The sequence below is a fragment of the Pacificispira spongiicola genome (assembly GCF_012926505.1).
In the GTDB taxonomy this organism is placed as follows: Bacteria; Pseudomonadota; Alphaproteobacteria; order UBA8366; family Aestuariispiraceae; genus Pacificispira; species Pacificispira spongiicola.
On the sequence record NZ_JABBNT010000002.1, the window covers coordinates 59,961 to 85,952 of the forward strand.

General features: G+C 58.8%; 27 protein-coding genes. 14 read left to right on the top strand and 13 right to left on the bottom strand.

The window, feature by feature from the left end; translation table 11 throughout:
- Positions 1-1,158 carry a hypothetical protein gene (locus tag HH303_RS05530; RefSeq protein ID WP_169624244.1) on the bottom strand — a complete coding sequence of 386 codons (1,158 nt, stop codon included), beginning with the start codon at positions 1,156-1,158 and terminating at the stop codon, positions 1-3.
- Between the two features lie 19 nt (positions 1,159-1,177).
- Between HH303_RS05530 and HH303_RS05535 the strand changes: the two genes are divergently transcribed.
- Positions 1,178-1,672 (top strand): hypothetical protein, encoded by a 495-nt coding sequence (locus tag HH303_RS05535; RefSeq protein ID WP_169624245.1) that lies wholly within the window; start codon positions 1,178-1,180, stop codon positions 1,670-1,672.
- 1 nt (position 1,673) lies between these two features.
- The gene (locus HH303_RS05540; RefSeq protein ID WP_169624246.1) at positions 1,674-2,027 is read left to right on the top strand and encodes a hypothetical protein; all 354 of its coding nucleotides are present in this window, start codon (positions 1,674-1,676) and stop codon (positions 2,025-2,027) included.
- Positions 2,028-2,039: 12 nt separating this feature from the next.
- On the opposite strand, the gene HH303_RS05545 is transcribed toward HH303_RS05540, so the two are convergent.
- From HH303_RS05545 to HH303_RS05590, 10 genes are all read right to left on the bottom strand, one after another.
- Complete coding sequence (locus HH303_RS05545) at positions 2,040-2,771, bottom strand: hypothetical protein (RefSeq protein WP_169624247.1); 732 nt, start codon at positions 2,769-2,771, stop codon at positions 2,040-2,042.
- The gene (locus tag HH303_RS05550) at positions 2,768-3,322 is read right to left on the bottom strand and encodes a hypothetical protein (protein ID WP_169624248.1); all 555 of its coding nucleotides are present in this window, start codon (positions 3,320-3,322) and stop codon (positions 2,768-2,770) included. Before HH303_RS05550 ends, HH303_RS05545 begins: the two co-directional genes overlap by 4 nt.
- A gap of 29 nt (positions 3,323-3,351) precedes the next feature.
- Entirely contained in the window at positions 3,352-5,718 is a 2,367-nt protein-coding gene (locus HH303_RS05555; protein ID WP_169624249.1) for a VirB4 family type IV secretion system protein, read from the bottom strand.
- Positions 5,715-6,035 (bottom strand): hypothetical protein, encoded by a 321-nt coding sequence (locus tag HH303_RS05560; RefSeq protein ID WP_169624250.1) that lies wholly within the window; start codon positions 6,033-6,035, stop codon positions 5,715-5,717. The genes HH303_RS05555 and HH303_RS05560 overlap by 4 nt, the downstream gene beginning before the upstream one ends.
- A 3-nt stretch (positions 6,036-6,038) precedes the next feature.
- Positions 6,039-6,356, bottom strand: coding sequence for a hypothetical protein (locus HH303_RS05565; RefSeq protein ID WP_169624251.1), 318 nt, complete (start codon positions 6,354-6,356; stop codon positions 6,039-6,041).
- Between the two features lie 11 nt (positions 6,357-6,367).
- On the bottom strand, positions 6,368-6,763 hold the full coding sequence (locus HH303_RS05570) for a hypothetical protein (protein ID WP_169624252.1): 396 nt from the start codon (positions 6,761-6,763) through the stop codon (positions 6,368-6,370).
- 23 nt (positions 6,764-6,786) lie between these two features.
- Positions 6,787-7,515, bottom strand: a complete 729-nt coding sequence (locus HH303_RS05575; protein ID WP_169624253.1) for a nucleotide-binding protein — start codon at positions 7,513-7,515, stop codon at positions 6,787-6,789.
- Between the two features lie 12 nt (positions 7,516-7,527).
- A complete protein-coding gene (locus tag HH303_RS05580; protein ID WP_169624254.1) occupies positions 7,528-7,851 on the bottom strand; it encodes a TraK family protein in 324 nt (107 codons plus the stop codon).
- Positions 7,852-8,468: 617 nt separating this feature from the next.
- A complete protein-coding gene (locus HH303_RS05585; protein ID WP_169624255.1) occupies positions 8,469-9,200 on the bottom strand; it encodes a response regulator transcription factor in 732 nt (243 codons plus the stop codon).
- On the bottom strand, positions 9,197-11,152 hold the full coding sequence (locus HH303_RS05590) for a PAS-domain containing protein (protein ID WP_169624256.1): 1,956 nt from the start codon (positions 11,150-11,152) through the stop codon (positions 9,197-9,199). The genes HH303_RS05585 and HH303_RS05590 overlap by 4 nt, the downstream gene beginning before the upstream one ends.
- Before the next feature lie 255 nt (positions 11,153-11,407).
- On the opposite strand from HH303_RS05590, the gene HH303_RS05595 reads away from it, so the two are divergent.
- From HH303_RS05595 to HH303_RS05625, 7 genes are all read left to right on the top strand, one after another.
- The gene (locus tag HH303_RS05595) at positions 11,408-12,163 is read left to right on the top strand and encodes an ABC transporter ATP-binding protein (RefSeq protein WP_169624257.1); all 756 of its coding nucleotides are present in this window, start codon (positions 11,408-11,410) and stop codon (positions 12,161-12,163) included.
- Positions 12,156-12,869 (top strand): ABC transporter ATP-binding protein, encoded by a 714-nt coding sequence (locus HH303_RS05600; protein ID WP_169624258.1) that lies wholly within the window; start codon positions 12,156-12,158, stop codon positions 12,867-12,869. Before HH303_RS05595 ends, HH303_RS05600 begins: the two co-directional genes overlap by 8 nt.
- 22 nt (positions 12,870-12,891) lie before the next feature.
- Positions 12,892-14,097, top strand: a complete 1,206-nt coding sequence (locus HH303_RS05605; RefSeq protein ID WP_169624259.1) for an ABC transporter substrate-binding protein — start codon at positions 12,892-12,894, stop codon at positions 14,095-14,097.
- A 36-nt stretch (positions 14,098-14,133) separates the two neighbouring features.
- Positions 14,134-15,051, top strand: a complete 918-nt coding sequence (locus HH303_RS05610; RefSeq protein ID WP_169624260.1) for a branched-chain amino acid ABC transporter permease — start codon at positions 14,134-14,136, stop codon at positions 15,049-15,051.
- Between the two features lie 3 nt (positions 15,052-15,054).
- Positions 15,055-16,008, top strand: a complete 954-nt coding sequence (locus HH303_RS05615; protein ID WP_169624261.1) for a branched-chain amino acid ABC transporter permease — start codon at positions 15,055-15,057, stop codon at positions 16,006-16,008.
- Between the two features lie 32 nt (positions 16,009-16,040).
- Positions 16,041-17,663, top strand: coding sequence for an acyl-CoA synthetase (locus HH303_RS05620; RefSeq protein WP_169624262.1), 1,623 nt, complete (start codon positions 16,041-16,043; stop codon positions 17,661-17,663).
- 385 nt (positions 17,664-18,048) lie between these two features.
- Positions 18,049-18,318: a GFA family protein gene (locus HH303_RS05625; RefSeq protein ID WP_169624263.1), complete on the top strand. Its 270-nt coding sequence runs from the start codon at positions 18,049-18,051 to the stop codon at positions 18,316-18,318.
- 146 nt (positions 18,319-18,464) lie between these two features.
- On the opposite strand, the gene HH303_RS05630 is transcribed toward HH303_RS05625, so the two are convergent.
- On the bottom strand, positions 18,465-20,177 hold the full coding sequence (locus HH303_RS05630) for an adenylate/guanylate cyclase domain-containing protein (RefSeq protein ID WP_169624264.1): 1,713 nt from the start codon (positions 20,175-20,177) through the stop codon (positions 18,465-18,467).
- Between the two features lie 212 nt (positions 20,178-20,389).
- On the opposite strand from HH303_RS05630, the gene HH303_RS20260 reads away from it, so the two are divergent.
- The 5 genes from HH303_RS20260 to HH303_RS05655 all read left to right on the top strand — a co-directional run bounded on the left by HH303_RS20260 (position 20,390) and on the right by HH303_RS05655 (position 25,423).
- Positions 20,390-21,229: a metalloregulator ArsR/SmtB family transcription factor gene (locus HH303_RS20260; RefSeq protein WP_169624265.1), complete on the top strand. Its 840-nt coding sequence runs from the start codon at positions 20,390-20,392 to the stop codon at positions 21,227-21,229.
- 16 nt (positions 21,230-21,245) lie between these two features.
- Positions 21,246-22,259, top strand: a complete 1,014-nt coding sequence (locus HH303_RS05640) for an ArsJ-associated glyceraldehyde-3-phosphate dehydrogenase (protein WP_169624266.1) — start codon at positions 21,246-21,248, stop codon at positions 22,257-22,259.
- Positions 22,256-23,494 carry an organoarsenical effux MFS transporter ArsJ gene (gene arsJ, locus HH303_RS05645; RefSeq protein ID WP_319637321.1) on the top strand — a complete coding sequence of 413 codons (1,239 nt, stop codon included), beginning with the start codon at positions 22,256-22,258 and terminating at the stop codon, positions 23,492-23,494. Before HH303_RS05640 ends, arsJ begins: the two co-directional genes overlap by 4 nt.
- Positions 23,491-24,537 (top strand): ACR3 family arsenite efflux transporter, encoded by a 1,047-nt coding sequence (gene arsB / locus HH303_RS05650; protein WP_169624268.1) that lies wholly within the window; start codon positions 23,491-23,493, stop codon positions 24,535-24,537. Before arsJ ends, arsB begins: the two co-directional genes overlap by 4 nt.
- Before the next feature lie 118 nt (positions 24,538-24,655).
- Positions 24,656-25,423 carry a hypothetical protein gene (locus HH303_RS05655; protein WP_169624269.1) on the top strand — a complete coding sequence of 256 codons (768 nt, stop codon included), beginning with the start codon at positions 24,656-24,658 and terminating at the stop codon, positions 25,421-25,423.
- Between the two features lie 20 nt (positions 25,424-25,443).
- On the opposite strand, the gene coaD is transcribed toward HH303_RS05655, so the two are convergent.
- Positions 25,444-25,950 (bottom strand): pantetheine-phosphate adenylyltransferase, encoded by a 507-nt coding sequence (coaD, locus tag HH303_RS05660; protein ID WP_169624270.1) that lies wholly within the window; start codon positions 25,948-25,950, stop codon positions 25,444-25,446.
- Positions 25,951-25,992: the final 42 nt, after the last annotated feature.

Sequence of the window (25,992 nt, forward strand, 5' to 3'; positions counted from 1 at the left end):
TTATTCTCCTTTCAGATTGGTGAAGCCGGCCTGCATTTTGTCGCGGTAAGCCTGCGCGATCTCCGCCGCCCGCAGCGCCACCGCGCCCGCCGGTGTGGCGCCGAGTGCCTTGCCGGCAAAGAAGGCGGCATTGGAGGCAGCCGACCCTGCCGCCCCTTTGGCAGCCCCCATCGCGGCCTGTGTGCCGGATGCGTTCTGGAACGCCTTCCCGGCTGCGATCCCCGACGCGGTCGCGCCGGCGGTGATGACGCCGACGCCGGTATTGGTCAGCGCGGATTCCGTGATGGAGTTCGCGATCCCTGTTGCCTCGGTCATGAAGGCCGTACCCATCCAGCCGAGCGCCACGGCCAGGATGAAGGCGGGATTTGTGATCGAGGCCCATTCGCCGACATCGACCCCTTCCTCCCCGACGCCAAGCGACGAGACGCCGTAGAGCATGACGGCCAAGGCGGCCGTCGCGCCGAACAGCACCATGAAGGACGAGATCACTGTCTTGACGCCCTTCACCGCCATCTCGCGGCCCCAACCGAAGCCGAAGCCGAGCATCATGTAGGGCGACAAGGCCGACAGCATCATGATCCGGAAGATCGAGATCACGACCTGGCTGAAGTAGACGATCAGGACGATGCAATAGGGCAGCAGCAGCACGATCGCCGCCAGGATCATCAGCGGATTGGTGATCGACCACTCCCCGGCGATCTCCCAGGCCATGTTGATGACCTTCATGAGACCTTCCTCGGCGGCACTCACGAGCGCGTCCATACCGGTGCCAAGATCGCCACCCGCAGGGATAGAACCGCCGCCTTGCCGGCCGACCGTCAGAGCAACGCTCGCCGCCGCCCCCATTGTCTTCAGAGAGGCTTGATAAACAATATTAACAAGCCCTGGGCCTTGGCCTCCCAGGAGAACGGATGCTACAATCACAAAGATAAATTCTTGCGAGATCGCAAGCGGATTGGCCCGGCCGATGGAGAGCTTGATGCCTTGGATGACAACCCACACCCCGACGATTGCCATGAACAGCAATTGCATCGGAACAAGCAGCGCTTGGCTCAGATCCTGGGTGAAGGAGTTCGCGAGGTTCACATACTCCGTCACAATCGGGACGAGCAAGCCCTCCGCTACAACCTCAGAGCCTCCGAACGTATTACCGGCCATTGCTGTCCTCCTCGTAGCGATGGTTTTCGGCATCGCTACTCAAGCGAATGCGGCGCCCGTGCGTGCGGATCAGTTCTTTAATTTCGATAGGGCTAAGTCTGTTTGGAGCAGTACAAAGGACCTCGCCGCGCTGAACGACTTGGCTGAGCCGCTTGACCCTGGCGACGAGTACAAAAAATGGATCAAACGCTATAATGAGAACCCAAACGCCGCAGCCGACGAACCGATCGCGAAGCGCATGAAGGAACTCCACGATCTTTGGCTGACCTACAATGTGTGGAACGAGGCCTATCGAATGTATCTCTACGCTCGAGACGGTGCCGGGATGTCTTTCAACCGGGTGCACACAATGCTCGACTGCGCATCGATAGCCATGAAGGCCAAGCTGTTCACGAACGACTGCAACGCGCTTCCCGACTGGCGGAAGCCGGAGAGCAAACTCCGTGACGAGGAACTCGCCCTGAAGAAGCGCACGCAGATGAAGCAGAACGGCACTTGGAAGTGGGGAGAGTGACATGGAATTGATGACCGAGGCAGCCGGGTGGTTTCTCGGATTGATGTCCGCCATGTTGGCTACAGTTCTACTTCTCAGCCTTGTTAAATATGCGATTTTGGTTCTGATCGCGCTCTTTGGTGATTTCCTAACCCGTCCCTGGCAGGACGACTTCGGGATGTTCGCAGCCTGGTGCGTTGCAATGGGTGAACGGGCCAATGAACAGGAACGCCGCAGAACCGAGAAAGCGAAGTCCGCACGGAAGAACCCGAACCGTCCTATCGGAGGCTCGATTACCGGCGAAGCCATGTTGTTCGACGGCGACCCTATGAAAATCAAGGCAGCACGCCGCATCAGAAACGCCTTTTTCGAATAGGCATTCATCGGCTCACTCCTCCTCTTCCACGGCGATGATGCTGTCGACCGGGACGCCGGCCTTCATGATGAAGGCCGCCTGAAGCTTCAGCATCGTCGCCAGGATCTGGTTCTGCTGCGCGAGCGCGCGCGCCGTCATGACCTGGCCCTGTGCGATCAGGTTCAGCCGTTCATTGCTCTGTTGCGTGGCCCGAACGTTGGTCTCGTATTCGTCTGCCGCCTCGTTCAGTTGCACGGCCGTGTCGGCCGCCATGTCACCCTGCGCCAAGGCTTTTGATGTCACATCGACCAGGATGTTTTCGCGGCGCGTGTTGACCTCCGCCCGCAGATCCGTCTGCTCGCCAAAGGGCAGAGCGTTCTTATCGGACGGATCGATCCAAAGCGTCTGCCGATAGACGCTCGACCGATCGCAGATCGACCCGAAAGATATGTCCTCGAAGTCGAGACTTGGCATGAGTTTTGTGAGGTCGGGCAGCAGGCACTGCGCATCCTGACGAAGCTGGCTCCCGATTTTCGCCATGTTGAAGACCGGCAAGGTGATTTGTCCCGCCGCGCCGACCGCATCCAGCTGCGATTGCAGTGTCGAGACCATCTCCGTCAGCTGCTCGATCTGCTTATTAGCCGCCTCAAGCGCCTTTCGCAGTTGCTCGATCGCCACCGCGTCATGCGTCGGGTATTCCGCACTCGCCGGGACCGCGACGATGAGCAGGGCGGCCGCAACGCCGCTTCTAAGAAGGTGCTTCATTTCGCGCCACCTTTCCCAAAGACGGCTTCCGTTGCGGCCAAGATCGCCGGCGGCACCGCCGACTTATGGCCGTAACGCATCAGCGCCTGCGCCATCGTCGCGGCCGACCGGCATTTGAGGGGATCGACACCCTGGCGATCCGCATGGAAGGACCAGAAGTGGACGGCGGCCGCTTCGAAGGCCGAGAGCCATCGGCGGCTTTCCTCGTCCCAATGCGGCAGCAGGATGTATGTGGGCATTTCCGGGGTGGCGCGATGCAGGATCGACCCCGGCGCTAAGAGATCCTCAACCGTCGTCAATCCGGCAACGGACGACAGCCCCCGCGTCTCTCCCGGTTTGACGTCCGGCAGGTTCCGATCCGGCCAGGCGCGCATACCCGCCGCTGTGGCAAGCGCCCTCTCCGGTTTGGTGGCGGCAAGATTGCTGCAAAGGTCCGCATAATAGTCGAGCGTCAACGGCGCCAAACTATCGGCCGCGACAAGCGCGAAGGCGAAGAGGTCCGGCGCGGCGTCCCGCAATTCGTTACCGGTCAGCCACTCCCGCGCCGTCATAAACGGTCGCACCGACCCATCGGCCGGCGTTACAGGTAACGCGCCCATTCCATACCCCAGTTCTGTTTAAGATCGTTGAGACGTTGAACCGAGGACGGTCCGGAATCGTAAAACCGCGTCACGTCGCCGAGCGCGCCCAGGTCGACATCGACGATCGCACTTTCCTCGAAGCCGGCAGCGGCATCCTGTTTGACGACGAGCACACGGCGTTGCCCCGGCGCCGGCGGCGTCATGATGAAGCCGATCTGCTCGCTGTTCAGGTTGAAGCGTTGCAGCGCCGTCAAATTGGCTTTCGGATTCGGGAAGAAGATCGTCGTCGCGGTGTTCTCGACCACCGCTTCGGCGACGCCGCTGTCGAACAAGGCGGTCGGGTCCTGGAAGGCGACACCGATCGCGCCGTTCAGCTTGCGGATCTCGCGATACCATTCCGCGACCAGGCTCTTGAAGCCGGCATTGCGCATCAGGTTCGCCGCCTCATCGATGAAGACGTTGAACCCGCCGACATCGCCCAACTGGTTATGCGCCGCCGTTTCGATCGCGGACGCGATATGCGTTACGATCGGCGGCCCCAGGACCGGATCGCCGAGCGCCTCGTTCATGTTGATGCCGACCAGGAAAGACTGCCCAAGGAAGCCGCTCAGACTGTCCCGGGGCGCATTGAAGATATGCGCGTTCAGGCCCGCATTCCCCTTCCCGTCCGTCACCCATTTGGACATGGACCGACGCAAACCCGACCGCTTGCGGAAGGCAAACTCATAGATCGCATCGAGCGTGCGTTCCGGCGGGGCGAGTTTGAAGGCAAGCTGGACGGCATGCGCCAGGTCCGCCTCGTCCTCGTCGTCGGTGCTCTCCTCGTCGATCAGGGATTTGAGCGCGAGATAGATCCGCTTCCGGGTCGCGACCGTTTCCGCCCCGACATCGAGCGGGTTCAGCGCCAGGCTATCGTAGGATTGATACGCCCCGCCGAAGGCCTCGACCATGAAGCGCGCGCCTTCCTTGCTGTCGAAGACGTAGGAGCGCACATCGGTGAACTTCGCGAGCCCGCCCAAGAGATGCATGATCAACGTCGACTTACCGCCGCCACTGGGCGCGAAGACCAGGTAATTGCCGATCGAGCGTCGTTTCTCGGCCACATGGAACTGGAACGCATAAGCCTGGCCGGAGGCGGTCTGGAACAACCGCACCGGCCGGTCCCCGTAGGGGCTCTTCTCAAGGCCGATGGCCGCATAATGGAACGGCCAAAGCGCTGCGATCGGACTGTCCAACAGCCGCAGCGGCCGCAGCAGATGATCGTTCCCGGGAATGCGGTTGAACCAGACGACCGGGGCGCCGGCCGTCTCCACGGAATAGACGACACGATAGCGCCCGAAGACGCCGGTAATCTCGCGCACCAGCTCGTCGAGCGCCTCACTCGTCTCAGCGCGGGCGATCACCTGGAACTGCGTGGTCCAGACATTGGCCTCGCCATTGTTCAGAAGTTCGATCGCCGCCCCGTATTCCGCCGAGGCGGAGGGATTGCCGATCAGCCCCAGATCCAGCTCGCGCTTCTTGCGCACCATCAAGGCAAGCTCGCGCGTCGCAGATCCTGGCAGACAGACCTGCGAGACCTCGACATCGCCGGGGATCGCCAGAACCTCGCCCGCGATCCGCCCGCTCACCGCCTCCGGCCAGCTCCGGACGGAGACGATCTTCTGGACTCTAGCGGTTGGGACGGCGGTCGCGATCGTGCCTGTCGCCTTGTCCACGCCGAGATCGGATGCCGGCAGCGCACCCGACAGGTTCTCCGCGATGGACGGCAGATCATGGCGCAAGTCGCCGCAGATCAGGAAGTTGACGAAGCCGGTCAGCGGGCACGGTGCATCGTCCCGCTCCGGCCGTTCGAGAAGATGCGGGCGATAGAGCCCCAACCCGTTCAGGACCTTGCCGCTCCCCTCAAGGAGTTTTCGATATTCCTTCGACCCGACGACAAGGAACCAGTCAATAAAGTAGCTTTCGCGATACCGCCGACGTTCCGCCTCACCGATCTCCGCTAGGGTCTCCGACGGCCAATCCGCCTCGAAGGCAATGTTCCGCTGCCGCTTGACCCCGAACACCCGGACCGACAGGCCGAGCTGTCCCAGTTGCAGCAACGCCGCGCTCCGCCCCGACAACAGGATCTCCTGCTGTTCCGGCGTCTGTGCGTCGTAACTGACGCCGGTGATCCGGAAGACCCTAAACAGCATGCCGGATTTGAGGCGAGCGGTTTGCCGATCCGGTTCGATCCGGTCGAGCTCCAACTCGTCGGCCAGCCAGTCATGCTCGACGGAGCCGAGCACGAGGTTCCGACCCAGCCGCGTTGCAAGCGCACCGGCGCCGAGCGCCAAAAGACCCGTGGTCGCGATCTCCTCCCAGATCATCGCGCCCGCCCCCGTCGCTTGGAGGGCACGCCGCCGGCAAGAAGGGCGCGGGCCTTCTGTCCCTTCCAGAACCGGTTCGGCACGAGTGCCAGCGTCTCGAAGTGATGATCGGCCCGGGCCCGTTTCCACAACCAGATGAGCGCGATCGCCGTCAGCACGATCCAGGAGACATAGGCGACCATGACCTGGCCCAGGAGGGAGGCCACGGCAAAGACGGGCACAGGCAGCCCGGCCGCGATCCCCGCCAGTTTGGGCGGCAGACCGAAGATCGTCATCGGTCTCTGCATCGAGGTCAGGATCGCGGCCGAGGCTTTCATGGATCAGCTCAACAGCGCGCGGATCGCCGCCGGCCCGGCGACAATCATCAGGCCGCCGATGATCCGGAAGGCCAGTTGTTCGAACTGGAGCTTCCCGGTCGCCGTCGCATAGATACCGTTCGCGATGATACCGATGCCGACGATCACCGCGCCGATATCGACAAGGCCGACTTCCAGATCCCCGAAGAGATCCGTCGCCGGTTGGACCCAGTCCGCTGTCTGCGCCCGCGCCATGGTAGAGGAACCGGCCACACCGAGCGCAGATACCGCCCCCGATAGTACCGCACGGCATGCCGGATGACCCTTGAATGAGAATTTCATGGGGAGACCTCCTATTTGAGCAATTGCAGGAAGAAGAAGAGGGAGAGCGCGGCCGCGCCGGAAGAGACGAATGCCAGCACGCCGACCGCCCAGGCGATCCGGCGCATGCCGGCCTCGGCCGCGTTGGCAATACGGGTCTGTTCCGAGATCTGCGCGATCTTCTCCCGCAGGCTCTCGGTCAGGGTCTCGGATTGGAACGCCGCGACCGTCTCGCCAAGGTTTGCCGAAAGTTCTCCGACGATCTCGCCGACACTTGCCCTGACCGCCTCGTGATGACGGTCGAGCATCGCCTGATAATCCTCGAGGAAAGCCGCATGGACGGTGTGCAGAACCAGGACCGGATCGTCCTCGTCCATGGTCAGGCCATGAACTTCCCAGATCCGCGTGCGCAGATCCGCGAGGCTCATATGTGTCTGAGGAGCCGTCCCGCTCACAGCAGCGCCCTTTCCATTTCGGAGAAGACGGCCCGGGACACCGACTTGAGGCGCTGGCGCGCCATCAACCCGAATTCCGGACTCCCGACAGCTTCGTCGTAGGTCAGGCGGGCTTTCAGCATCGCCTCGATATCGGCCCCGAACGTCTCCTTGCGGAGCTGCGGCAGGTGCACGAGCGCCGTTAGGCGATCGGCGCATTCCTTGTAGATCTGGAACTTCTCGAAGGTCTTGCCGCCCTTCTCGATCCGGCCGAAGAACTCGTTCAGCCAGACCACGATCTCGGCATCGGGGAAATAGGACAGGATATGCTCAAGACCGAGCACCGTGTCCTCGAGCGCCTGGCCGCCGGTCACGACGGAATGCAGTCGGATCGTATGCCCTTCTGCCTTCAGGAAGGCGGGCACGTCGTTCTCGACCATGTACGCCACGAGCGGCAGGAAGGTCGATGCGCCGTTGTCCACGACGACCACCGCATCCTCCGGCGCCGTCGCGATGAGTTCAATCAGCGCGTCGAAGTTGCGCGGGTTCACCTCGTCCGCCGTCTCGCCCAGGCGCAGGCTTTCGACACCGAAGGCCTTGTAGCCGGCGAAGGTCTTGTTGACGGGATCGGTATCGACGCAGAGCGGCGCCTTGCCCTGCCGATGATAGTATTGAGCCAGGTTGGCCGCGACGTAGGATTTGCCGACGCCGCCTTTACCCTGGAGGGTCATGTTTACGAGTGCCATGTAAGATTCCTTCTAGATCTTCGCCTTCTTCGCCGGATCGAAATCCGGACGACGAATGGCAAAAGGAGCCCCGTCCACTTCGTGAATGGATGGGAACCTTGTTTCGTTATTTGATTTGAGGAAGTGCTTGTCACCCGATGGGGTCGAAGCGGTCCGGTCGCGGGTCGATGCCTTCAACCGCCCAACTTGGCGGTAGAACGCGGCTTGGGAAATCGTAATGGCGCCTCGCGCCTTCAGGATATCGAAGACTTCGAGAACCGTATGCCCTGCCTTTAGGAACGCCAGTATCTCAGGCCCTACGGCAAGTATTTCGGCTTTGCCCTTGTAGCGTTTCACCGACTCTGATCCTACTTCCTCTTGACACCATGAGCGTTTCCCGCTCAGGGTCTGTTAGAAGCGAATCAGCAATTTGGATTCACTTTAGTCGGCTTGTAGTGCCCACCACCGCTTTCCGCTGATTCGCTTTCGATCGATCCTATGGTCCCACTGGGGACGTATAGCGATGCCTGCGATTTTAGACTTTTTCGCGTTTGTTTGTTTTTTTTCATTACCTTCCGGTTCCGCACAGACACATTTGTTAACAACACAAGATCGCAGCACATCGGGATGCGCCCGGTCTCACGGCGGTGATCTGAGGATGGCAGCGCATCCGTCGCCCTCTCGTTATCCGAGTTGCACTGCCAAGAGAGTCAACGATTACATTTTCCACCGAAATACAACGCCCCCGTGCACTGCGTGAGATTTCCATTTTTATCATATAGATAACCAGCAGAATACAGTTTCACCCACTATAAAGCTTACCTTTACGCTTTCCTCATAGCGGGCGACGCCAGGAACGGAATATTGTCGGCGCGGACTTCGAGCGGCAACGGAACGTGATCCCCGAAGGCGTCAAGAAAACTAGGGGTTATTCAGGTGACAGACGCCACAAATCCAAGGGACGCAGGCTCTCGCTATTCCGTCGTGTCTTGCCATTGAACCGGTTTCGTCAGCATGTATCCGGCGCCGTAGACCGTGCGTATTATCGGCGGACCACTGCTCTGTTCTTGAAGATGTTTCCTTAAGCGGGAGACATTAACGTCGACGGCGCGGTCTAATGAATTCTCGCGCCCCGCGGCATCTAGTAGGTAGTCGCGCGTGAGAATACGGTTCGGCGCCATCAGAAACGCCTCCAACAGACGGGCTTCCGCCGTTCCGAGCATGATCTCCTCGCCGCCATCGTAGGTCAGACCGAACGTACGAATATCGTATTTCAGGCCGCCGAAGAGGGCGATCCGGCGCTGGCTTTTCTGCATGACTGGACGGTTGGTGCGTCGAAGGACGCTTTTGGTCCGTGCCACCAGTTCACGCGGGTTGAAAGGTTTGCCAATATAGTCATCCGCTCCCAATTCCAGGCCGACGATGCGATCGGCGTCGGCGGATCGTCCTGAAAGTATGATGATGGCCAAATCGGGCGACATCTTACGCAGTTGGGGCACCAAGGTCAGACCGTCGAGTTCCGGAAGACCAAGATCCAATATTACCAGATCGTGCTTGAGCGTTTCGAACTCCACGAGAAAGGTGGACGGGTCGTGATAGGAACGGGCATCGAATCCATAATTCTGCAACGTTTTCACAATGAGGCTGGTCACTGCTTCCTCGTCGTCGAGAATGCCGATCAGGGCGGGGCCGGTCGACTTGGTCATGATCCGGTTTCCAGCCGGTCCATCACGGACCGAAGCGCTTCGGTCGTAAATGGCTTGCTCAGCACCGGGAACGGACAATCCTTCACCTCGCCGTCGGCAAGATCGGAAGAGAACCCGGTAATCAAGGCAATCCCAAGGCCGGGAGCGCGGAACTTGGCCTCGTCCGCCAGCGCGAGACCGTCCATCTGACCGGGCATGACAATATCGGAAATCAGAAAACGAATCTCCTCGGTCGCGTCCACCAGCGTAAGAGCGTCGGCAGAGTTTTCCGCCTCCAGAACCTTATACCCAAGGCTCAGGAATTGCCCTCGCACGACTTTCCGGACGGCCTCGTCGTCTTCGACGAGCAGGACCAATCCGCCTCTGGAAGCGCTCGCTACGGTGCGACGATCATTCGTGACCGTCTCCTTCGGTTTTGGCGGCGGTGGCGGTGCCGTGCTCGCGGGAAGGAAAAGACAAACTCTTGTGCCTTCGCCAGGCGCGGATGAGACGCGGATTTCGCCATCGGATTGTTGCGCAAAGCCATATACCATACTCAATCCAAGGCCGCTGCCCGTACCGAATTCCTTGGTGGTAAAGAACGGATCGAAAAGGTGTGGAAGCACCTCTTCCTTGATGCCGCACCCCGTGTCCCGAACTTCAATACAGACCCGCTTAGGTGCCGCGTCCAGGGTATCGGGAGGACCCGGTGAGGCTTCTTCCTCGAAGACGTAGAATGTGATCCTGCCGGCGCCGTCGATTGCGTCGCGCGCGTTCAATGCCAAGTTTAGCAGCGCGTTCTCGAGTTGGTTCGCATCGACATGGACGGCCGGTGGCAGGCCTTTAATGCATGTGGTGACTTCTATGGAACTGGGCAGCGATCGGCGCAGAAGACGGGAGATATCGGCAATGATACTCTCCACATCCACCCGTTCGGCCTTCAAGGGTTTTTCACGCGCGAACGAGAGGAGGCGGTTGGTAAGTTCGCTGCCTCGTTCCGCCGCATGGATTGCCGGTCGGATGTACTCGGCAACCATGGGGTCTGCACGGGATCTCTCCTCCAAGCCACGGAGATTTCCGATGATTACCGTCAACAGGTTGTTGAAGTCGTGGGCAAGGCCGCCGGTCAACCGGCCGACAGCCTCCATTTTCTGAGCCTGACGCAGGGCCGCGTCTTGCACTTTTCTTTCGGTAACATCGAGCGCCATGACGAAGCACCCGTGGACCAAACCGTCGTCTCCCAGGTCTGGGACCAGCGTGGAACTGATGTCCGAAACAGTGCCGGAGGATTCCTGCCGACGATACTCGTAGCTCGTGGTCTCGCCGTTCAGTGCCGTATCGATATGCGGCGCAACGGTTTGCATGACATCGACATCGAAGACATCTTCGACCCGCTGTCCGACAATGGTCGTGACCTCGTACCCAAAAAACTCGGCATAGCGACGATTGGCAAAACGGTAGATTCGGGATCGATCAATATAGGCGATAAGAGCGGGAACGGTATCCGTGATGAGCCGCAGCTTCGCCTCGCTTTCGGAAAGCGCCTTTGTACGGATCGCAACCGCTGACTCGAGTTGCGCTTGGCGCTCTCGATCCGATGTTACGTCGGTATAGGTCGTAACGAATCCGCCCCCGGGCAGCGGGGTCCCCCGCACCAGCAGCACTTCGCCGGTCGGTCTCCGACGCTCGAATTCATGAGGCGTGAAGCGTGCCGCCCTCTCGACCCGCTCCTTTACGAGCAGTTCGACATCTCCGTCGCCATACTCTCCGCGCAATGCGTTGTATCGCATGAACTCGGAAAAATGCGTCCCAGTCTTGGCCAGATTTTTGGGAAACTCGAGCAATTCGAAAAACCGTTCGTTCCACCCGATCATTTCCAGGCCGGCGTCGAACACGGTGAAGCCTTGATCGATTTGATCGAGAGCGGCTTGGAGCAGCTCCAGCCGAACCTTGCCCTGCGTGTCATTATCCATCGATTTGCGGATCGGTTATCGCTCAGTGGCACCGTAGATGAAGAGTATTAGACAAGATAAATCGACTGTAAGTCTATACGAAATATATTGAATTTCCTTTGAAACACTTTGACACATTGAATCGGAACTGGCGACACACCTCCCCTGCACAGTCGTTCGAGAATAAAGAACCGACCGCATTTAAAGCGGTCTTTACGGGAGGAACCAGGTCGGTACTACGCTCGCCCGGCAGCGTCGTAAGCGACCTTTTCGACGATGACCGACACGATACTTGAAACAAGAAAACTGCGGAAAGAATTCAATGGGTTCGTCGCTGTCTCGGATGTGGATCTGAGCGTACAACGCGGCACGATCCACGCCGTCATCGGGCCGAATGGCGCGGGAAAGACGACGCTCTTCAATCTTCTGACCCATTTTCTAAAACCCACGACGGGCGTCACCATCTTCAACGGGCGCGAGATAACCGGTCTCCCGCCCCACCGGATCGCCGATTTGGGTATCGTTCGATCCTTCCAGATATCCTCGGTGTTTCCGCATCTCACGGCCCTGGAGAACGTGCGGATCGCGGTTCAGCGACGCAACGGCGTGGGACGGAACTTCTGGACGTCGGAACGATGGCTGACGAAGTTTAACAGCGAAGCGTGCGGATACCTGGCGGACGTCGGGCTTGAGAAGTTCGCAGATACACAGGCCGTCGAATTGTCCTACGGCCGGAAACGCTCTCTCGAAATCGCGACGACCCTGGCGCTCGACCCGGAACTCATGCTGCTCGACGAACCGACGCAAGGCATGGGGCACGAAGATGTGGCGCGGATCACCGAACTTATCCGGAAGGTCTCCGCGAACCGCACAATCCTTATGGTCGAACACAATCTGGGCGTCGTGGCGAACCTGTCCGACACGATCACCGTGATGCAGCGAGGCGCCATCCTGGCGGAGGGCGACTACGACCACGTTTCCCGGCATCCCGAAGTTATAGAAGCCTATATGGGGGGTGGCGGTCATGCCTGAACCGGCGATCCTGATCGACGTGAATGATCTGAGTGCTTTCTATGGCGAGTCCCACGTTCTTCATGGTGTCTCCCTAACGATCCGGGCCGGAGAGGTCGTTACGTTGCTGGGGCGGAACGGTGCCGGCAAGACGACGACGTTGAAGTCGATCATGGGGATCGTTCGCCAGCGTCAGGGGTCCATCAAGATCAACGGGCTGGAAACGGTCGGCCTTCCGTCGAACAGGATCGCACGGCTCGGTGTTGCATTCTGTCCGGAGGAACGGGGGATTTTCTCGAGCCTGTCGGTAGAAGAGAACCTCCTCTTGCCGCCCATCATTCAGCCGGGCGGTCTCGGCTTGGATGACCTTTTCACCCTTTTTCCGAACATTCGTGAGCGTTTGTCGACCCGGCAGGGTACGCGCCTTTCCGGCGGCGAGCAGCAGATGCTCGCTATTGCCCGCGTCCTGAGAACCGGCGCGAGGATTCTCATGTTGGATGAGCCGACCGAAGGGCTCGCCCCTGTCATCGTGGAGCAGATCGGTGAAGCCATTCTCGCGCTCAAGGCGCGCGGTTTCACAATCGTACTCGTCGAACAGAACTTCCATTTCGCGTCAGGTCTCGCCGACCGCAACTACGTCATGGAAGACGGCGTGATCGTTGAAATGGTTGCCCGGGAGGAGGTTCGGGAAAAAGCCGGCCTGCTTCAGGAATATCTCGGTGTTTAAAACAGAACTGGGAGGAAATGTGATGTTGAAGAATCTCTCGCTCGCCGCGACGCTCGTGGCGATAGGAAGCATGCCGGCCGCGGCGGAAAAACTCTCCGATAATGCGGTGCGTATTGGGGTCATGACCGATATGGCCGCGGTTTACGCGGATTTGTCCGGCCAGGGGTCGGTCGTGGCGGCGGAAATGGCTATCGAGGATTTCGGTGGCACGGTATTGGGGGCGCCAATCGAACTTGTATCGGCGGATCACCAGAACAAGGCCGATATCGCCGCGGCGAAAGCGCGGGAATGGATCGACACCGACGGTGTCGACATGCTGACGGATCTTGTGACGTCCTCCGTCGCGCTTGCCGTGCAGGAAGTCGGCAAGGAAAAGAACCGTGTCATCATGGTCGTCGGGGCGGCGACGTCCCGCCTCACCGGCGAGAACTGCACGTCGACGGGGTTCCACTGGGCCTATGACACGTATGCGCTGGCGAATGGAACCGGCACGGCCGTCGTCAAGAACGGCGGCGACTCCTGGTTCTTCCTGACCGCGGACTACGCGTTCGGCCACTCGCTGGAAAGCGATGTCTCGAAGATCGTCGAGAAAAATGGCGGAACCGTCGTCGGGGCCGTACGTCATCCATTCCCCACGACGGATTTCGCCTCCTTCTTGCTGCAGGCGCAAGCGTCGGGCGCGAAGATCATCGGTCTTGCCAATGCGGGGTCCGACACGATCAACGCGATCAAACAGGCATCCGAATTCGGCATCGTCGAAGGCGGCCAGAACCTGGCCGGGTTGCTGATGTTTATCACGGACGTGCATGCGCTCGGGCTCGACGCCGCGAAGGGTCTGTTCATGACCACGGGATGGTATTGGGACCTCAATGATGACACCCGCGCTTGGGCTGCGCGTTTCGAGGAAAAGGTCGGCCGCAAGCCGACGATGGTTCAGGTGGGAGTCTATTCCGCCGTCCTCTCCTACCTCAAGGCGGTAGAGGCCGCGGGAACCGACGAGGCGACGGCCGTCTCCGAAGCCCTTAAATCCATGGAGATCAACGACGTCTTCACCACCGGCGGCAAGGTATATGCGAACGGTCGAATGGCCCATGACATGTACCTGGTCCAGGTCAAGAAGCCGGAGGATTCTTCCGGCGCGTGGGACTATCTCGACGTTGTTCGGACGATCCCGGCGGCGGAAGCCTTCCAGAATCCGGCCGAAACCGGCTGCCCGATCACGAACTAACCCACGAATGACACTGCCGCCGTCTGGGAGGAGTTTATGACGACTATCTTCGACATGCCGATTGCAATCCTGGGGTTGCAAATCCTTATCGGACTTCAAAACGGCGCCTTCTATGCCCTTTTGTCGCTCGGCCTCGCGGTGATCTTCGGCATGATGAACGTCATAAACTTCGCCCACGGTGCGCAGTATATGCTGGGGGCTTTTCTCGCCTATATCCTGCTCTCATGGCTCGGCCTTGGTTATTGGTGGGCGTTGCTCCTGGTACCGCTTCTGGTGGGCATATTCGGTTTGGCCGTCGAACGGCTATTCCTGCGGCACCTTTATCATTTGGATCACCTTTACGGCCTGTTGCTGACCTTCGGCCTCGTGCTGATCGTCGAAGGGGTGATGGTCGATATGTTCGGTGCGTCCGGGCTGCCCTATTCCAAACCCGATCTTCTGCAAGGCGCGGAACGCATTCCGCTCAGCTGGGTAACCGGGAACGAGCGGGACATAATGATGATGCCGGTCTATCGGCTTTGGGTCATCGCCGCATCGATCGTGGTCTGCCTCATCGTATGGTTCGCCATCGAGAAGACGCGTCTGGGCAGCTATCTGCGCGCGGCGACTGAAAATCCGACGCTGGTGCGGGCCTTTGGAATCAATGTCCCGATCATGGTTATGCTGACCTACGGCTTCGGCGTCGCTCTTGCCGGTTTTGCCGGTGTGCTGGCGGCGGGTCTCCAAGCGGTGACGCCGCATATGGGCTCCAGCCTGATCATCGTGGTTTTCGCCGTGGTCGTGATCGGCGGCATGGGGTCGATCATGGGATCGATTCTGACCGGATTTGTGCTGGGATTGATAGAAGCAGTTGTAAAGATCGCCTATCCGGAAGCCACCAATATTGTGATTTTCGTCATCATGATCTGCGTCCTTTTGGTCCGCCCGGCAGGTCTGTTCGGAAGGGAGGCATAAGAGATGAGTGTCCCTGTTCAAGCGCGTGCGGGGCGGTTCAATGCCGTCCATGTCCTCGTCTTTGCGGGCGCCCTGATTGCCCTGGGGGCGCTGCCGTTCGCCGTCTATCCGGTATTTCTCATGAAGGCGATGTGTTTTGCGATCTTCGCTTGCGCCTTCAACCTGCTGCTTGGCTTTTCCGGTCTGCTTTCCTTCGGTCACGCCGCGTTCTTCGGTTCCGCGAGTTATCTCTCCGCCTATGCGTTGAGCGCATGGGGACTGTCGGCGGAATTGTCCATTCTCTTCGCGACCGTGTCGTCTGCGGCGCTTGGGGCCGTTTTCGGGGCAATCGCAATCCGCCGACAGGGAATCTACTTCGCGATGATCACGCTGGCCCTTTCGCAGATGATCTACTTCGCCGCGCTCCAAGCGGACTTTACGGGCGGGGAGGATGGCATTCAGGGGGTCACGCGCAACCCGGTCTTCGGTTTGATCGATATCACGGACAACCTCAGCAGCTACTACTTCGTGGCGGTGATTTTCGTCTTCGCCATGTTTGCGGTCTATCGCGTGGTGCACTCGCCGTTCGGACAGGTGCTGAGGGCGATCCGTGAAAGCGAGTCGCGGGCCAAGTCCCTGGGCTATCACACGGATCAGTACAAGCTGGTGGTGTTTGTTATTTCGGCGGCGCTGTCCGGACTTGCCGGCGGCACCAAGGCGCTGGTCGTGCAAGTGGCGAGCCTGACCGATGTGACCTGGCAGATGTCGGGCGAAGTCGTCTTGATGACGCTGTTGGGCGGGATGGGTACGGTCTTCGGTCCCGCTGTGGGCGCGGTGCTCATCGTGACACTGCAAAACTTCCTCAACTCGTTCGGATCGCTGGTCACCATTCTAATCGGCGCGATCTTCGTCGTCTGCGTCATGTTGTTCCGACGCGGCATTCTGGGTGAGTTGCAGGCCCGGTTCGGTCGCAAGTGAAGGGTTCATATCATGACGACAGGAGTGGCACGATGACCAACGCATACGCATCCGGCTTGGGGGCGAACGCGGCCAACTATGTTCCCTTGACGCCGATTTCATTTCTGCGCCGGACGGCGAGCGTCTATCCGGACCGTGTCGGCATCGTCCACGGAGAAATCCGACGAAGCTGGGCCGAGATCTATGAGCGATGCAGGCGGTTGGCGTCGGCGCTCTCCCGGCATGGAATCGGCCGTGACGATACGGTCGCCATCATGGCGCCGAACGTCCCAGCATTTATCGAAGCGCATTTCGGCGTTCCGATGTGCGGCGCGGTCTTGAACTCTCTCAACATCCGGTTGGATCCCGAAGCCATCGCCTTCATCCTGAACCATGGGGAGGCAAAGGTCCTTTTGACAGACCGCGAGTTCTCCGGAACGATTGAGGCCGCGCTAAAGCACGTCGAAACCAAGCCACTGGTGATCGATATCGACGACCCGCTTGCCGAAGGCGGCGCGCTTATCGGTGTCTATGAATACGAAGATTTCCTGGCAATGGGCGCCCCCGCGTTCGAGCCGATTCCGCCGCAGAACGAGTGGGATGCAATTGCCCTGAACTATACGTCAGGTACGACAGGCGATCCGAAAGGCGTCGTCTACCATCACAGAGGGGCATATCTGAATGCCCTGGGGAACGTGGTGAGCTGGGCGATGCCGCATTTCCCAGTGTATTTGTGGACCCTGCCCATGTTCCATTGCAACGGTTGGTGCTTTCCCTGGACGATCACGGCGATGGCCGGGACTCATGTCTGCCTGCGGAAGGTGGTGCCAGAAGCAATCTTCAAGGCGATAGCGGACCACGCGGTTACCCATCTGTGCGGCGCGCCGATCGTCATGAGTATGATGGCCGAGTTTTCCGCGTCCCACCCCCGGAACTGGGATCAGCCGGTCTCCATGATGACAGCCGGTGCAGCGCCGCCGGCGGCGGTAATCGGGGCGATGGAGGAAATCGGGATATCCGTAAACCACGTATACGGTTTGACGGAGGTTTTCGGCCCTTGCGTCGTTTGCGCCTGGCATCCGGAATGGGATTCCCTGCCCTTGGAGCGGCGTACCGTTCTAAAGGCGCGGCAGGGGGTGCCGTATGAGGTGCAGGAGGACATTATGGTTGCCGATCCGGACAGCATGGAACCTGTGCCGCCGGACGGAACGTCGATCGGCGAGATATTCCTGCGCGGGAATATTGTCATGAAAGGCTATTTGAAAAACCCGGAAACGACCGAAGCGGCCTTCGCCGGCGGCTGGTTCCATAGCGGCGATCTCGCGGTTATGCACCCGAACGGATATGTCGAAATCAAGGACCGGTCCAAGGACATCATCATTTCGGGCGGCGAGAATATCTCATCGGTCGAGGTGGAAGACGTACTCTATCGACACCCCGATATTCTGATGGCTGCCGTCGTCGCAAAACCGGATGAAAAATGGGGAGAAACGCCATGCGCATTCGTGGAGTTGCGGGCGGGTTCGTCAGCGACCGCAGCGGATATCATGGCGTTCTGCCGCGAGCGTCTCGCCGGGTACAAATGTCCCAAGTTTGTCGTCTTTTCCGAATTGCCGAAAACGTCGACCGGCAAGGTTCAAAAATTCCAACTACGGGAACAAGCAAAGTCCCTGTGATCTCCCCGTGACCTCTCTGTGAAACTCGGCGTCTTCTCCTTAACGGGCGAGGCGCCACTCTTCACGCAAGACGCGCGTAGGACGACGAAATCGACCTGTGCGGCGGTCATAAGGTTGCCGGCCCCTCTCTGTCGCCGGCTGATTTCCGCCGATCTTTGCGATCGCCATTATTCTGGGCTGAATGGCAACGTAAGTCCGGGCAGCCGCCATCATCGTTTCGGCCTAGAGCTTTGCGCACCCTGGCCGCGCACCTGGATTGTGACAAAAGACCCGAGATATCGACCGTATTCATCAAGAATCTGCGCGCTGTTTTTGACGCGTGTGAACACTGCCCGGCCTACAGAGCCTCAAGGCGTGCACGAAACAATGTGCAGCCATCTGGAAGATGAGATCGAACAATGTCGCGGAACCCTGCCTCGGCCATGCATGCGCGACCGTGGACAGCGGCAACGACAAGGCTTACGCGTTTTGTCCGACCTGCGGTTCGTCGGTCCATGTCACCTTCTCGGCCATGCCAGACCTGATCGCAATTGCCGCGGCGAGCCTCGACGATCCCGGCCTGTTCCGTCCCGAGGCGCTCACCTGCAGCATTCGGGGCCATGCATGGGATCCGATCGACCCCGAGCTTCGGCACTTCGAACGCATGCCGAGTTGATTCCACAAGAAACCCTGGTTCCCCTCTCAAACAACAGGACTTGAAGTATGAGTTCCGATGGAAACTACGAGATCGGATTTACGGTCAACAAGGACCCGCCAACGGCTTTCAGCGCCATCATTGTCCCTGTCCCCAGTTACTAGAAGCTACTTGTGCGTTAAACGCCAGACGCCGTCCCATCCGTTATCGGGCGGGGTCTGCATAAACTGTTCAATACGGTTTAACATCGTACGAGCGGGGCCGTCTTCGGGGTCGAGGCGCAGACAGGCTTGCATCGATTGCGCAGCGCCCGTCCAATCGCGATCGCGATAACGTCCGATCCCGTCAGCATACAAGGACAACACCTCTTCGGCACGCTCCGGCACGGGTTCATTCGCGATCAGCTCATAGATGTGAACCGGCTCGCTTTTTCCGACAAAGGCCAAGCTGTCGACATATCGGGTAACGTAGTTTTCGGGAAGGGTCGCCTGTGTGTTCTGGCATATCAGAATTTGGGTACCATAGAGCTTGCTGGCGCTTTCCAAACGCGAACTGATGTTCACAGTATCGCCGATTACCGTGAAGTTGCGTTTGTTCGGCGAGCCAATGGACCCCACCAACACGTCCCCTGTCGCCAATCCGATCCGCACATTGATTTTCGGCGCCCGAAGGCGCAGTCCGGTGATCTCGGGAATCCGGGTTTGAAACTGACGAACGCAGTCCAATTGTTTCAACGCGGCGTCGCAGGCGTAATGACCGGTCTCCTCTGCCCGCACGAAGGGCTCGCACCAGAAGGCCATGACGGCATCGCCGATAAACTTGTCCAACACACCCCCGGTTTCGCCGATAGGCTCTCCAACCACCTGAAAATACTCATTCATCAAACGGACGAGAGCAGCAGGCTTGAGCAGTTCGCTAATGGACGTATATCCGGCGATATCGGTGAACATCACCGTCGCATCCTGTTTCGTCGCCGCCGAAAGCTCTTCCTCATCTTCTCCCGTTTCGTTAATCAAGCTTTCGATGACACGCGGGTCGAGATACCGGCCGAAAATCGCCTCCGTTTTTTCCTTTCGCCGTAATTGTCCAATCATCTCGTTGAAGGCATGGGCAAGATCCGCGACTTCGTCATTACCCCGAACCACGATTTGAAGGGATAAATCACCGTCGCGTACAGCATGCGAAGCGGATTGAAGATTCCGGATACGCGCAACAATCGCTTGCGTGAGAATTCCGGCCAACAGCAATCCCAACGCGGCCGCGATACCCGTAACCAGATTTTCGAACGAGATCGCTAATACCTCGTCCGTTTCCGTTTGCTGGGCCAGACCGTCTGCAACGATACGAATCTCTCGCTCCAAAGCATCTTGGGCGGCTTCAAACGCGGCCACCTGCTTCCTGACGAGCGATACCACCTCCAGGCTTTCTTCAGACGACTGTTCATCGTCCCGCTCTCGCAACATGTCATATGCATCCTGCAATCCACGGTGCGCATCGACCAACGCGTCCAACCGCGCCGCCGCGTCGGTCAGCGAAAGACGACGATCGACGTTCGTCAACGCGCCGACGGCATCATGGAGTTCGGCGGCCATGGCCCTCGCAAGGGTCTCAAATGTCTCCGTCCGAAGTTTGTCGCCTTGCAACTGATTAGCGGCATCGTCCGATACCCTGTTTTCCTCTGAAAACGTCAGTTGTTCCCGCCACACAACTTCGCGTAGATCGTCGGACCTTTCCAAAAGGGGAATGATATCGTCGACCAGCACCGCAATTCGTCGTTCCGTGCTTGCGACTCGGTTTGTGGAAATATACGCGGCAATAACCATCACCCCTGCCAAGCAGACGGCAATGCCGAATATTTTAGCGCCGATCGAGACTCTCAACTTAGCTGTTCCCTAACGATGCTACCGGACAATGATGCTCGACGTGTCATATACGTCCCTCTTATCAACAGGAAACAAGGCCGGAAACACGCGTTTACAACAATTTTAACAGTGTTTTAGGGGCATTCCTCGACGCCCGCGCGACCAATGACACAAATCTTTAATTCAATAATCGTTGAAACACTGAATATCTGTCTTGTATAGGTATGCGCATGAACTTTACGACAGCGTCTCAACTTTTTGCGGCCCTGTCCCACGAGGTACGGTTGAAGGTCTTTCACGTGCTCGTTCGGGTCGGGGAGTTATCGGCAACCGAATTGGCGGAATGCGTCGGGCTGCGCCCGTCTGCCCTGTCCTTTCATCTAAAGGACCTGCGCCAAGCCGGCTTGGTCGAGACGCGCCGCGACGGACAGTGGATTTACTACTCCGCCAACTTCGCCGCCCTGACGGCGTTTCGTTGGCTGATGACAAAAAACGGTTGGTCAGACATGCAGCCCAATCCGACAGAAGGAAACTTTCCGATGAACAGCGATAACCGCGTTTACAATGTCCTGTTTCTTTGCACGGGTAATTCCGCCCGCAGCATCATTGCGGAATGCCTCCTGAACCGCGAAGGCATGGGTCGTTTCAAGGCCTATAGCGCGGGAAGCCAACCCAGGGGAGAAATCGATCCGATCGCCGCCGCCCTGCTGCAACGAAACAATTTCAGTCTTTCGGACCTTCGATCCAAAAGTTGGGACGAATTTTCCGGCGATGACGCGCCGGTGATGGATTTCGTCTTCACCGTTTGCGACGACGCGGCGGGCGAAGTCTGCCCGGTATGGCCGGGACAACCGATGACCGCGCATTGGGGTGTACCCGACCCGGTGAAATTCGAAGGCACGGAAACGGAACGAACCTTGTTTACCGCGGATGTCTTTCGCATGCTGACCAACCGGATTTCGATCTTCTGCGCCCTGCCCTTGCAGTCTCTCGACAAACTGTCGCTGCAACGCAAGTTGGATATGATCGGCAAAACCGAAAACACGAAATCCGATTTTCAATCCGCCTAACGAGGATACCGCCGGTATGGCATTGAAAGTTGCAATCAACGGTTTCGGACGCATGGGCAAATTGGCCCTGCGCGCAGGCTGGGATAACCCGGCGCTCGACGTCGTCGCCGTGAACGAAATCAAGGGCGGCGCGGAAATCGCCGCCCATCTTTTGGAATTCGACAGTGTCCAGGGCCGTTGGCCGCATAAGATAGATTGGACGCCGGAAACGATTTCGGTAGACGGACGGGATATCATCTTTTCCGACTTCAATTCACCGGAAACCTGTTCCTGGACGGGTGATGACGTCGATGTCATCCTGGACTGTACCGGCAAGTTCCTGACCGGTGAACGGTTGAACGCCTATCTGGAGAAAGACATCGGCCGCGTGTTGGTCAGCGCCCCGGTCAAGGACGGTGCCGCCCTCAATCTGGTTTACGGAATCAATCATGCCGAATTCGACCCGGCGTCGCATCGCATCCTGACGGCCGCATCTTGCACGACAAATTGTCTAGCCCCGGTTGTGAAGGTCATTCATGAGGCGCTGGAAATCGTCCACGGGTCGATGACGACCATTCACGACGTCACCAACACCCAAACTCTGGTGGACGCACCGCATAAGGACAAGCGCCGTGCGCGGTCCGCGTTGAATGCGTTGATCCCGACCACGACCGGATCGGCGACCGCAATTACCCTGATCTATCCGGAATTGAAGGGCCGCCTGAACGGGCATGCGGTGCGGGTACCGCTGTTGAACGCCTCCCTGACCGACTGCGTTTTCGAAGTCGCGCATGACACGACGGCGGAAGAGGTGAACGACCTGTTCCGCGCGGCGGCGGCGGGTAACCTGTCCGGAATCCTGGGGGTCGAGGAACGCCCCCTGGTGTCGACCGACTTTCAGGGTGACCCGCGATCCGCCGTGATCGACGCCCCCTCCACCATGGTCATCGACAAGCGTCAGGTGAAAATTTTCGCCTGGTACGACAATGAATGGGGATATGTGAACCGCATGATCGATATCCTTACCCTGATCGCCGGAACCCGTTCGTGACATCCGATCTACGGCAGTATGCGGCGGTTACCGCAGCCTATTGGGGCTTCACGCTAACCGACGGCGCGCTGCGTATGTTGGTCCTGCTGCACTTCCATCATCTGGGATTCACGCCGGTCGAACTCGCCTTCCTGTTTCTGTTGTACGAAAGCATGGGTGTCGTCACGAACCTGATCGGCGGATGGCTGGGTGCGCGGTACGGCTTGCGACACACATTGTTCGCGGGTTTGGGTTTACAGGTGATCGCCCTCGCCGCCCTGTCCTTCACCGGGGCCGATTGGGCCGTCAGCCTGTCTGTCGCCTATGTCATGGGCTGTCAGGCCGCATCCGGCGTCGCCAAGGACCTGACCAAGATGTCGTCCAAATCCGCTGTGAAATCCGTCGTTCCCGAAGGCCAGGACGGCCATCTGTTCAAATGGGTCGCGCTCCTCACCGGTTCGAAGAACACATTGAAGGGCGTCGGTTTCTTTCTGGGCGGAGTCTTGCTGGAAGGATTCGGCTTCAAGACCGCGTTGTGGGTGATGGCCGCAGCGCTTTTTGTCGTCCTTATGCTATCCCTCGCCATGGTGCGCGGCGATCTGGGCAGGGCGAAGACCAAGGTCCGCCATACCGACATTCTCTCCAAGAACCGGGATATCAATTGGCTGTCCGCCGCGCGGATCTTTCTGTTTGCCAGTCGGGACATCTGGTTCGTCGTCGGTGTCCCTGTATTCCTTTACACGGCGATGGGATGGAGTTTCGATGCCGTCGGCGGGTTCATGGCCGTTTGGGTCATCGGTTACGGCTTTGTCCAGGCCGCATCACCCAGGATATTGCGTGCCGTGACGTCGAGGGAGTTTGGGACACGTGCCGCCTTGGTTTGGATCATTGTCTTACTATCCGTCACCGTCGGACTGGCGTTTGCGATGCAAACCATTGACGGCGAACCATTCGCCGGAACGGTTTTGATCCTCGGCCTGTTCGTCTTCGGGGCGATATTCGCCATGAATTCGGCCGTGCATAGTTGGCTGATCGTCGCCTTTTCAGACTCCGACAAAGTCGCCCTGAATGTCGGGTTTTACTATATGGCCAATGCCTGGGGCCGATTGATCGGAACATTGCTGTCCGGCATCGTCTTCCAGCTCGGCGGCCTGCAGGCGACATTGTGGGGCGCCTGTGGGCTGGTCGTCCTAGCCCTAATCTTCACCATACCGCTGGCAACAAAACACCTTAACTCGGGAGCCGCCCCTCAATGACCGATACAGCCGAAACGTCGCCCCCCGCCCTCGGGATCTTCGAACGATGGCTCAGTGTATGGATCCTACTCGCGATACTGGGCGGTATTGTAATGGGCAATGTCACGCCCGGCCTGATAGAAGCCATCGCCGGGGCGGAGGTTGCCTCGATCAATCTTGTCGTCGCGGTCCTGATCTGGGCGATGGTCTATCCGATGATGGTCGGTGTCGATTTCGCATCGGTTGCCGGTATCGCTCGGCAACCCAGGGGCCTTCTGATTACGCTGGCCGTCAATTGGCTGATCAAACCGTTCACCATGGCCATGCTGGCCGTGCTGTTCTTCGATACCGTCTTCGCACCGCTGATAGCACCGGAAGACGCGGCACAATATACGGCGGGCCTCATCCTTCTGGGCGCCGCCCCCTGCACCGCGATGGTCTTCGTCTGGTCGCAACTGACGCGCGGCGATGCGACCTATACCCTGGTTCAGGTATCCGTGAACGACCTTATCATGGTCGTCGCCTTCGCGCCCATCGTGGCCTTCCTGTTGGGCGTGACGGATATCACAGTGCCTTGGGAAACCCTGATACTGGCGACGGTGTTATATGTCGTCCTGCCGTTAATTGCGGGGGCCATCACGCGCCGGAAACTCGGCAGCGCCGACCGTATCGCGGCCTTCACGGCACGGATCAAGCCCTGGTCCGTCATCGGATTGATTGCCACGGTCGTGATCCTGTTCGGCCTGCAAGGCAGCGTCATCGTGGATCGGCCCCTTTCAATCGCCCTGATTGCAACGCCGATCCTGGTGCAGAGCTACGGCATTTTCGCTATCGCCTATGCCGCCGCCTACATCCTGAAGGTGCCGCATCGTATTGCCGCCCCTTGCGCGTTAATCGGCACGTCCAATTTCTTCGAACTCGCCGTTGCCGTCGCCATCAGCCTTTTCGGGCTGAATTCCGGCGCGGCCCTGGCAACCGTGGTGGGCGTTCTGGTCGAAGTCCCGGTGATGTTGTCGCTCGTCGCCTTCGCCAATCGAACCAAGAAAAGGTTCAATCCAGGATAAGAATACCAAGGCGCGTATTTCTCATTTTTCACTTTCCTAGACGATAGTGACTCTGATACCCAGATCGTGGTTCGGTACTACTGAACCGCGTATCCGCGCGTATCGGAGACTCTGGATCATGACCACGTTAAACGAGCGCCTGTTCGACGGAGAACAAGTTACTGTTGTCCTGGAACCGGATACGGACAATCCGGGGCTGAGCATCCCCATGGCGCCGTACAAGGAAAATCTCTTTTTGCCGTTCCTGTGCAGCGACGGAACACGGTTGATCGGTGCTGCCCGCCCTGCGCAAAACTATGTGAATGGGCATGGTGCTGTGACTACTGCCAGCGGATTCGTCTATGTCGACGGCTTTCCAATTTACCTGAATTACGCCATGGACGGCCCCGTGGGGACCGCCGCGTCGACTGGAATGTCGGTAAACGCGTTGGGTGCGCGCGGATACAACCGCATGACCTTCGCCTATCGCAACAAATCGGATATCGTCTGGTGCACTTGGGATGATGCGAACGATCTGTCGGCATTGGTGGAATCGATTGAGGCTGGGAACGAACACTTCGTCGTATTTCAAGACCGCTACGGCTATATCCGCAGTTATCCGGTCGACCTGATTTTCGCGTATAAGGACGGGTCCGGGTTCGAGCTTTTTACGGAATCCATCACCCTACCCAGCGTGTTTCTGGACCCGATCGCCTTGTTCGACAAATTGCATAATGCGTTCGCCGAAGAACTGGAAACCCATAACGATCGGTTCGGCATCAAGATCAACACCGACACCTATTGCACGAAGTATCGTCTGGATCATACCGGAATGGTGAAAAAGCACGTACCCGGCGGGTTCGCCGAACAAGGCGTTTCCGAACGTGTCGCGATCCTGAGCAACTGAACTTCGGGAACGGTCCCCGATCAGCTGAATTTCTCGTTCAGCCGTTCCATGACACGGGGGCTGACGAACTCCTGGATATCCCCGTTCAACTGCCGGATTTCCTTCACGAAACGGCTGGAAATGAACTGGTGGCGTTCGGACGCCATCAGAAAGACCGTTTCGACATTCCGATTCAGTCGGGCATTCATGCCGGTCATCTGGAATTCGTACTCGAAATCGGATACGGCCCGCAATCCGCGCACGATCAGTTCGGCCCCGACATTGACCGCGTGGTGCATCAACAGGCCTTCGAAGGGCTGAACCTCGACACGGCCGCGCACCGGGTCCGGCAGGGATTCCACTTCCGCCCGGACCATGGCGGTCCGTTCGTCCAGGGAAAACAGCGGACCCTTCCCCGCATTGACCGCGACGGACACGATCAACCGGTCGCATAAATGCGTCGCCGCGCGCCGGATGATATCGAAATGGCCGTTCGTGATCGGATCAAAGGTGCCAGGATAAATCCCGACCCGTTCGATGGTACCCATGCTTCACTCCCGCGACTTCGAACCGTTTTATGCCGACCCCTT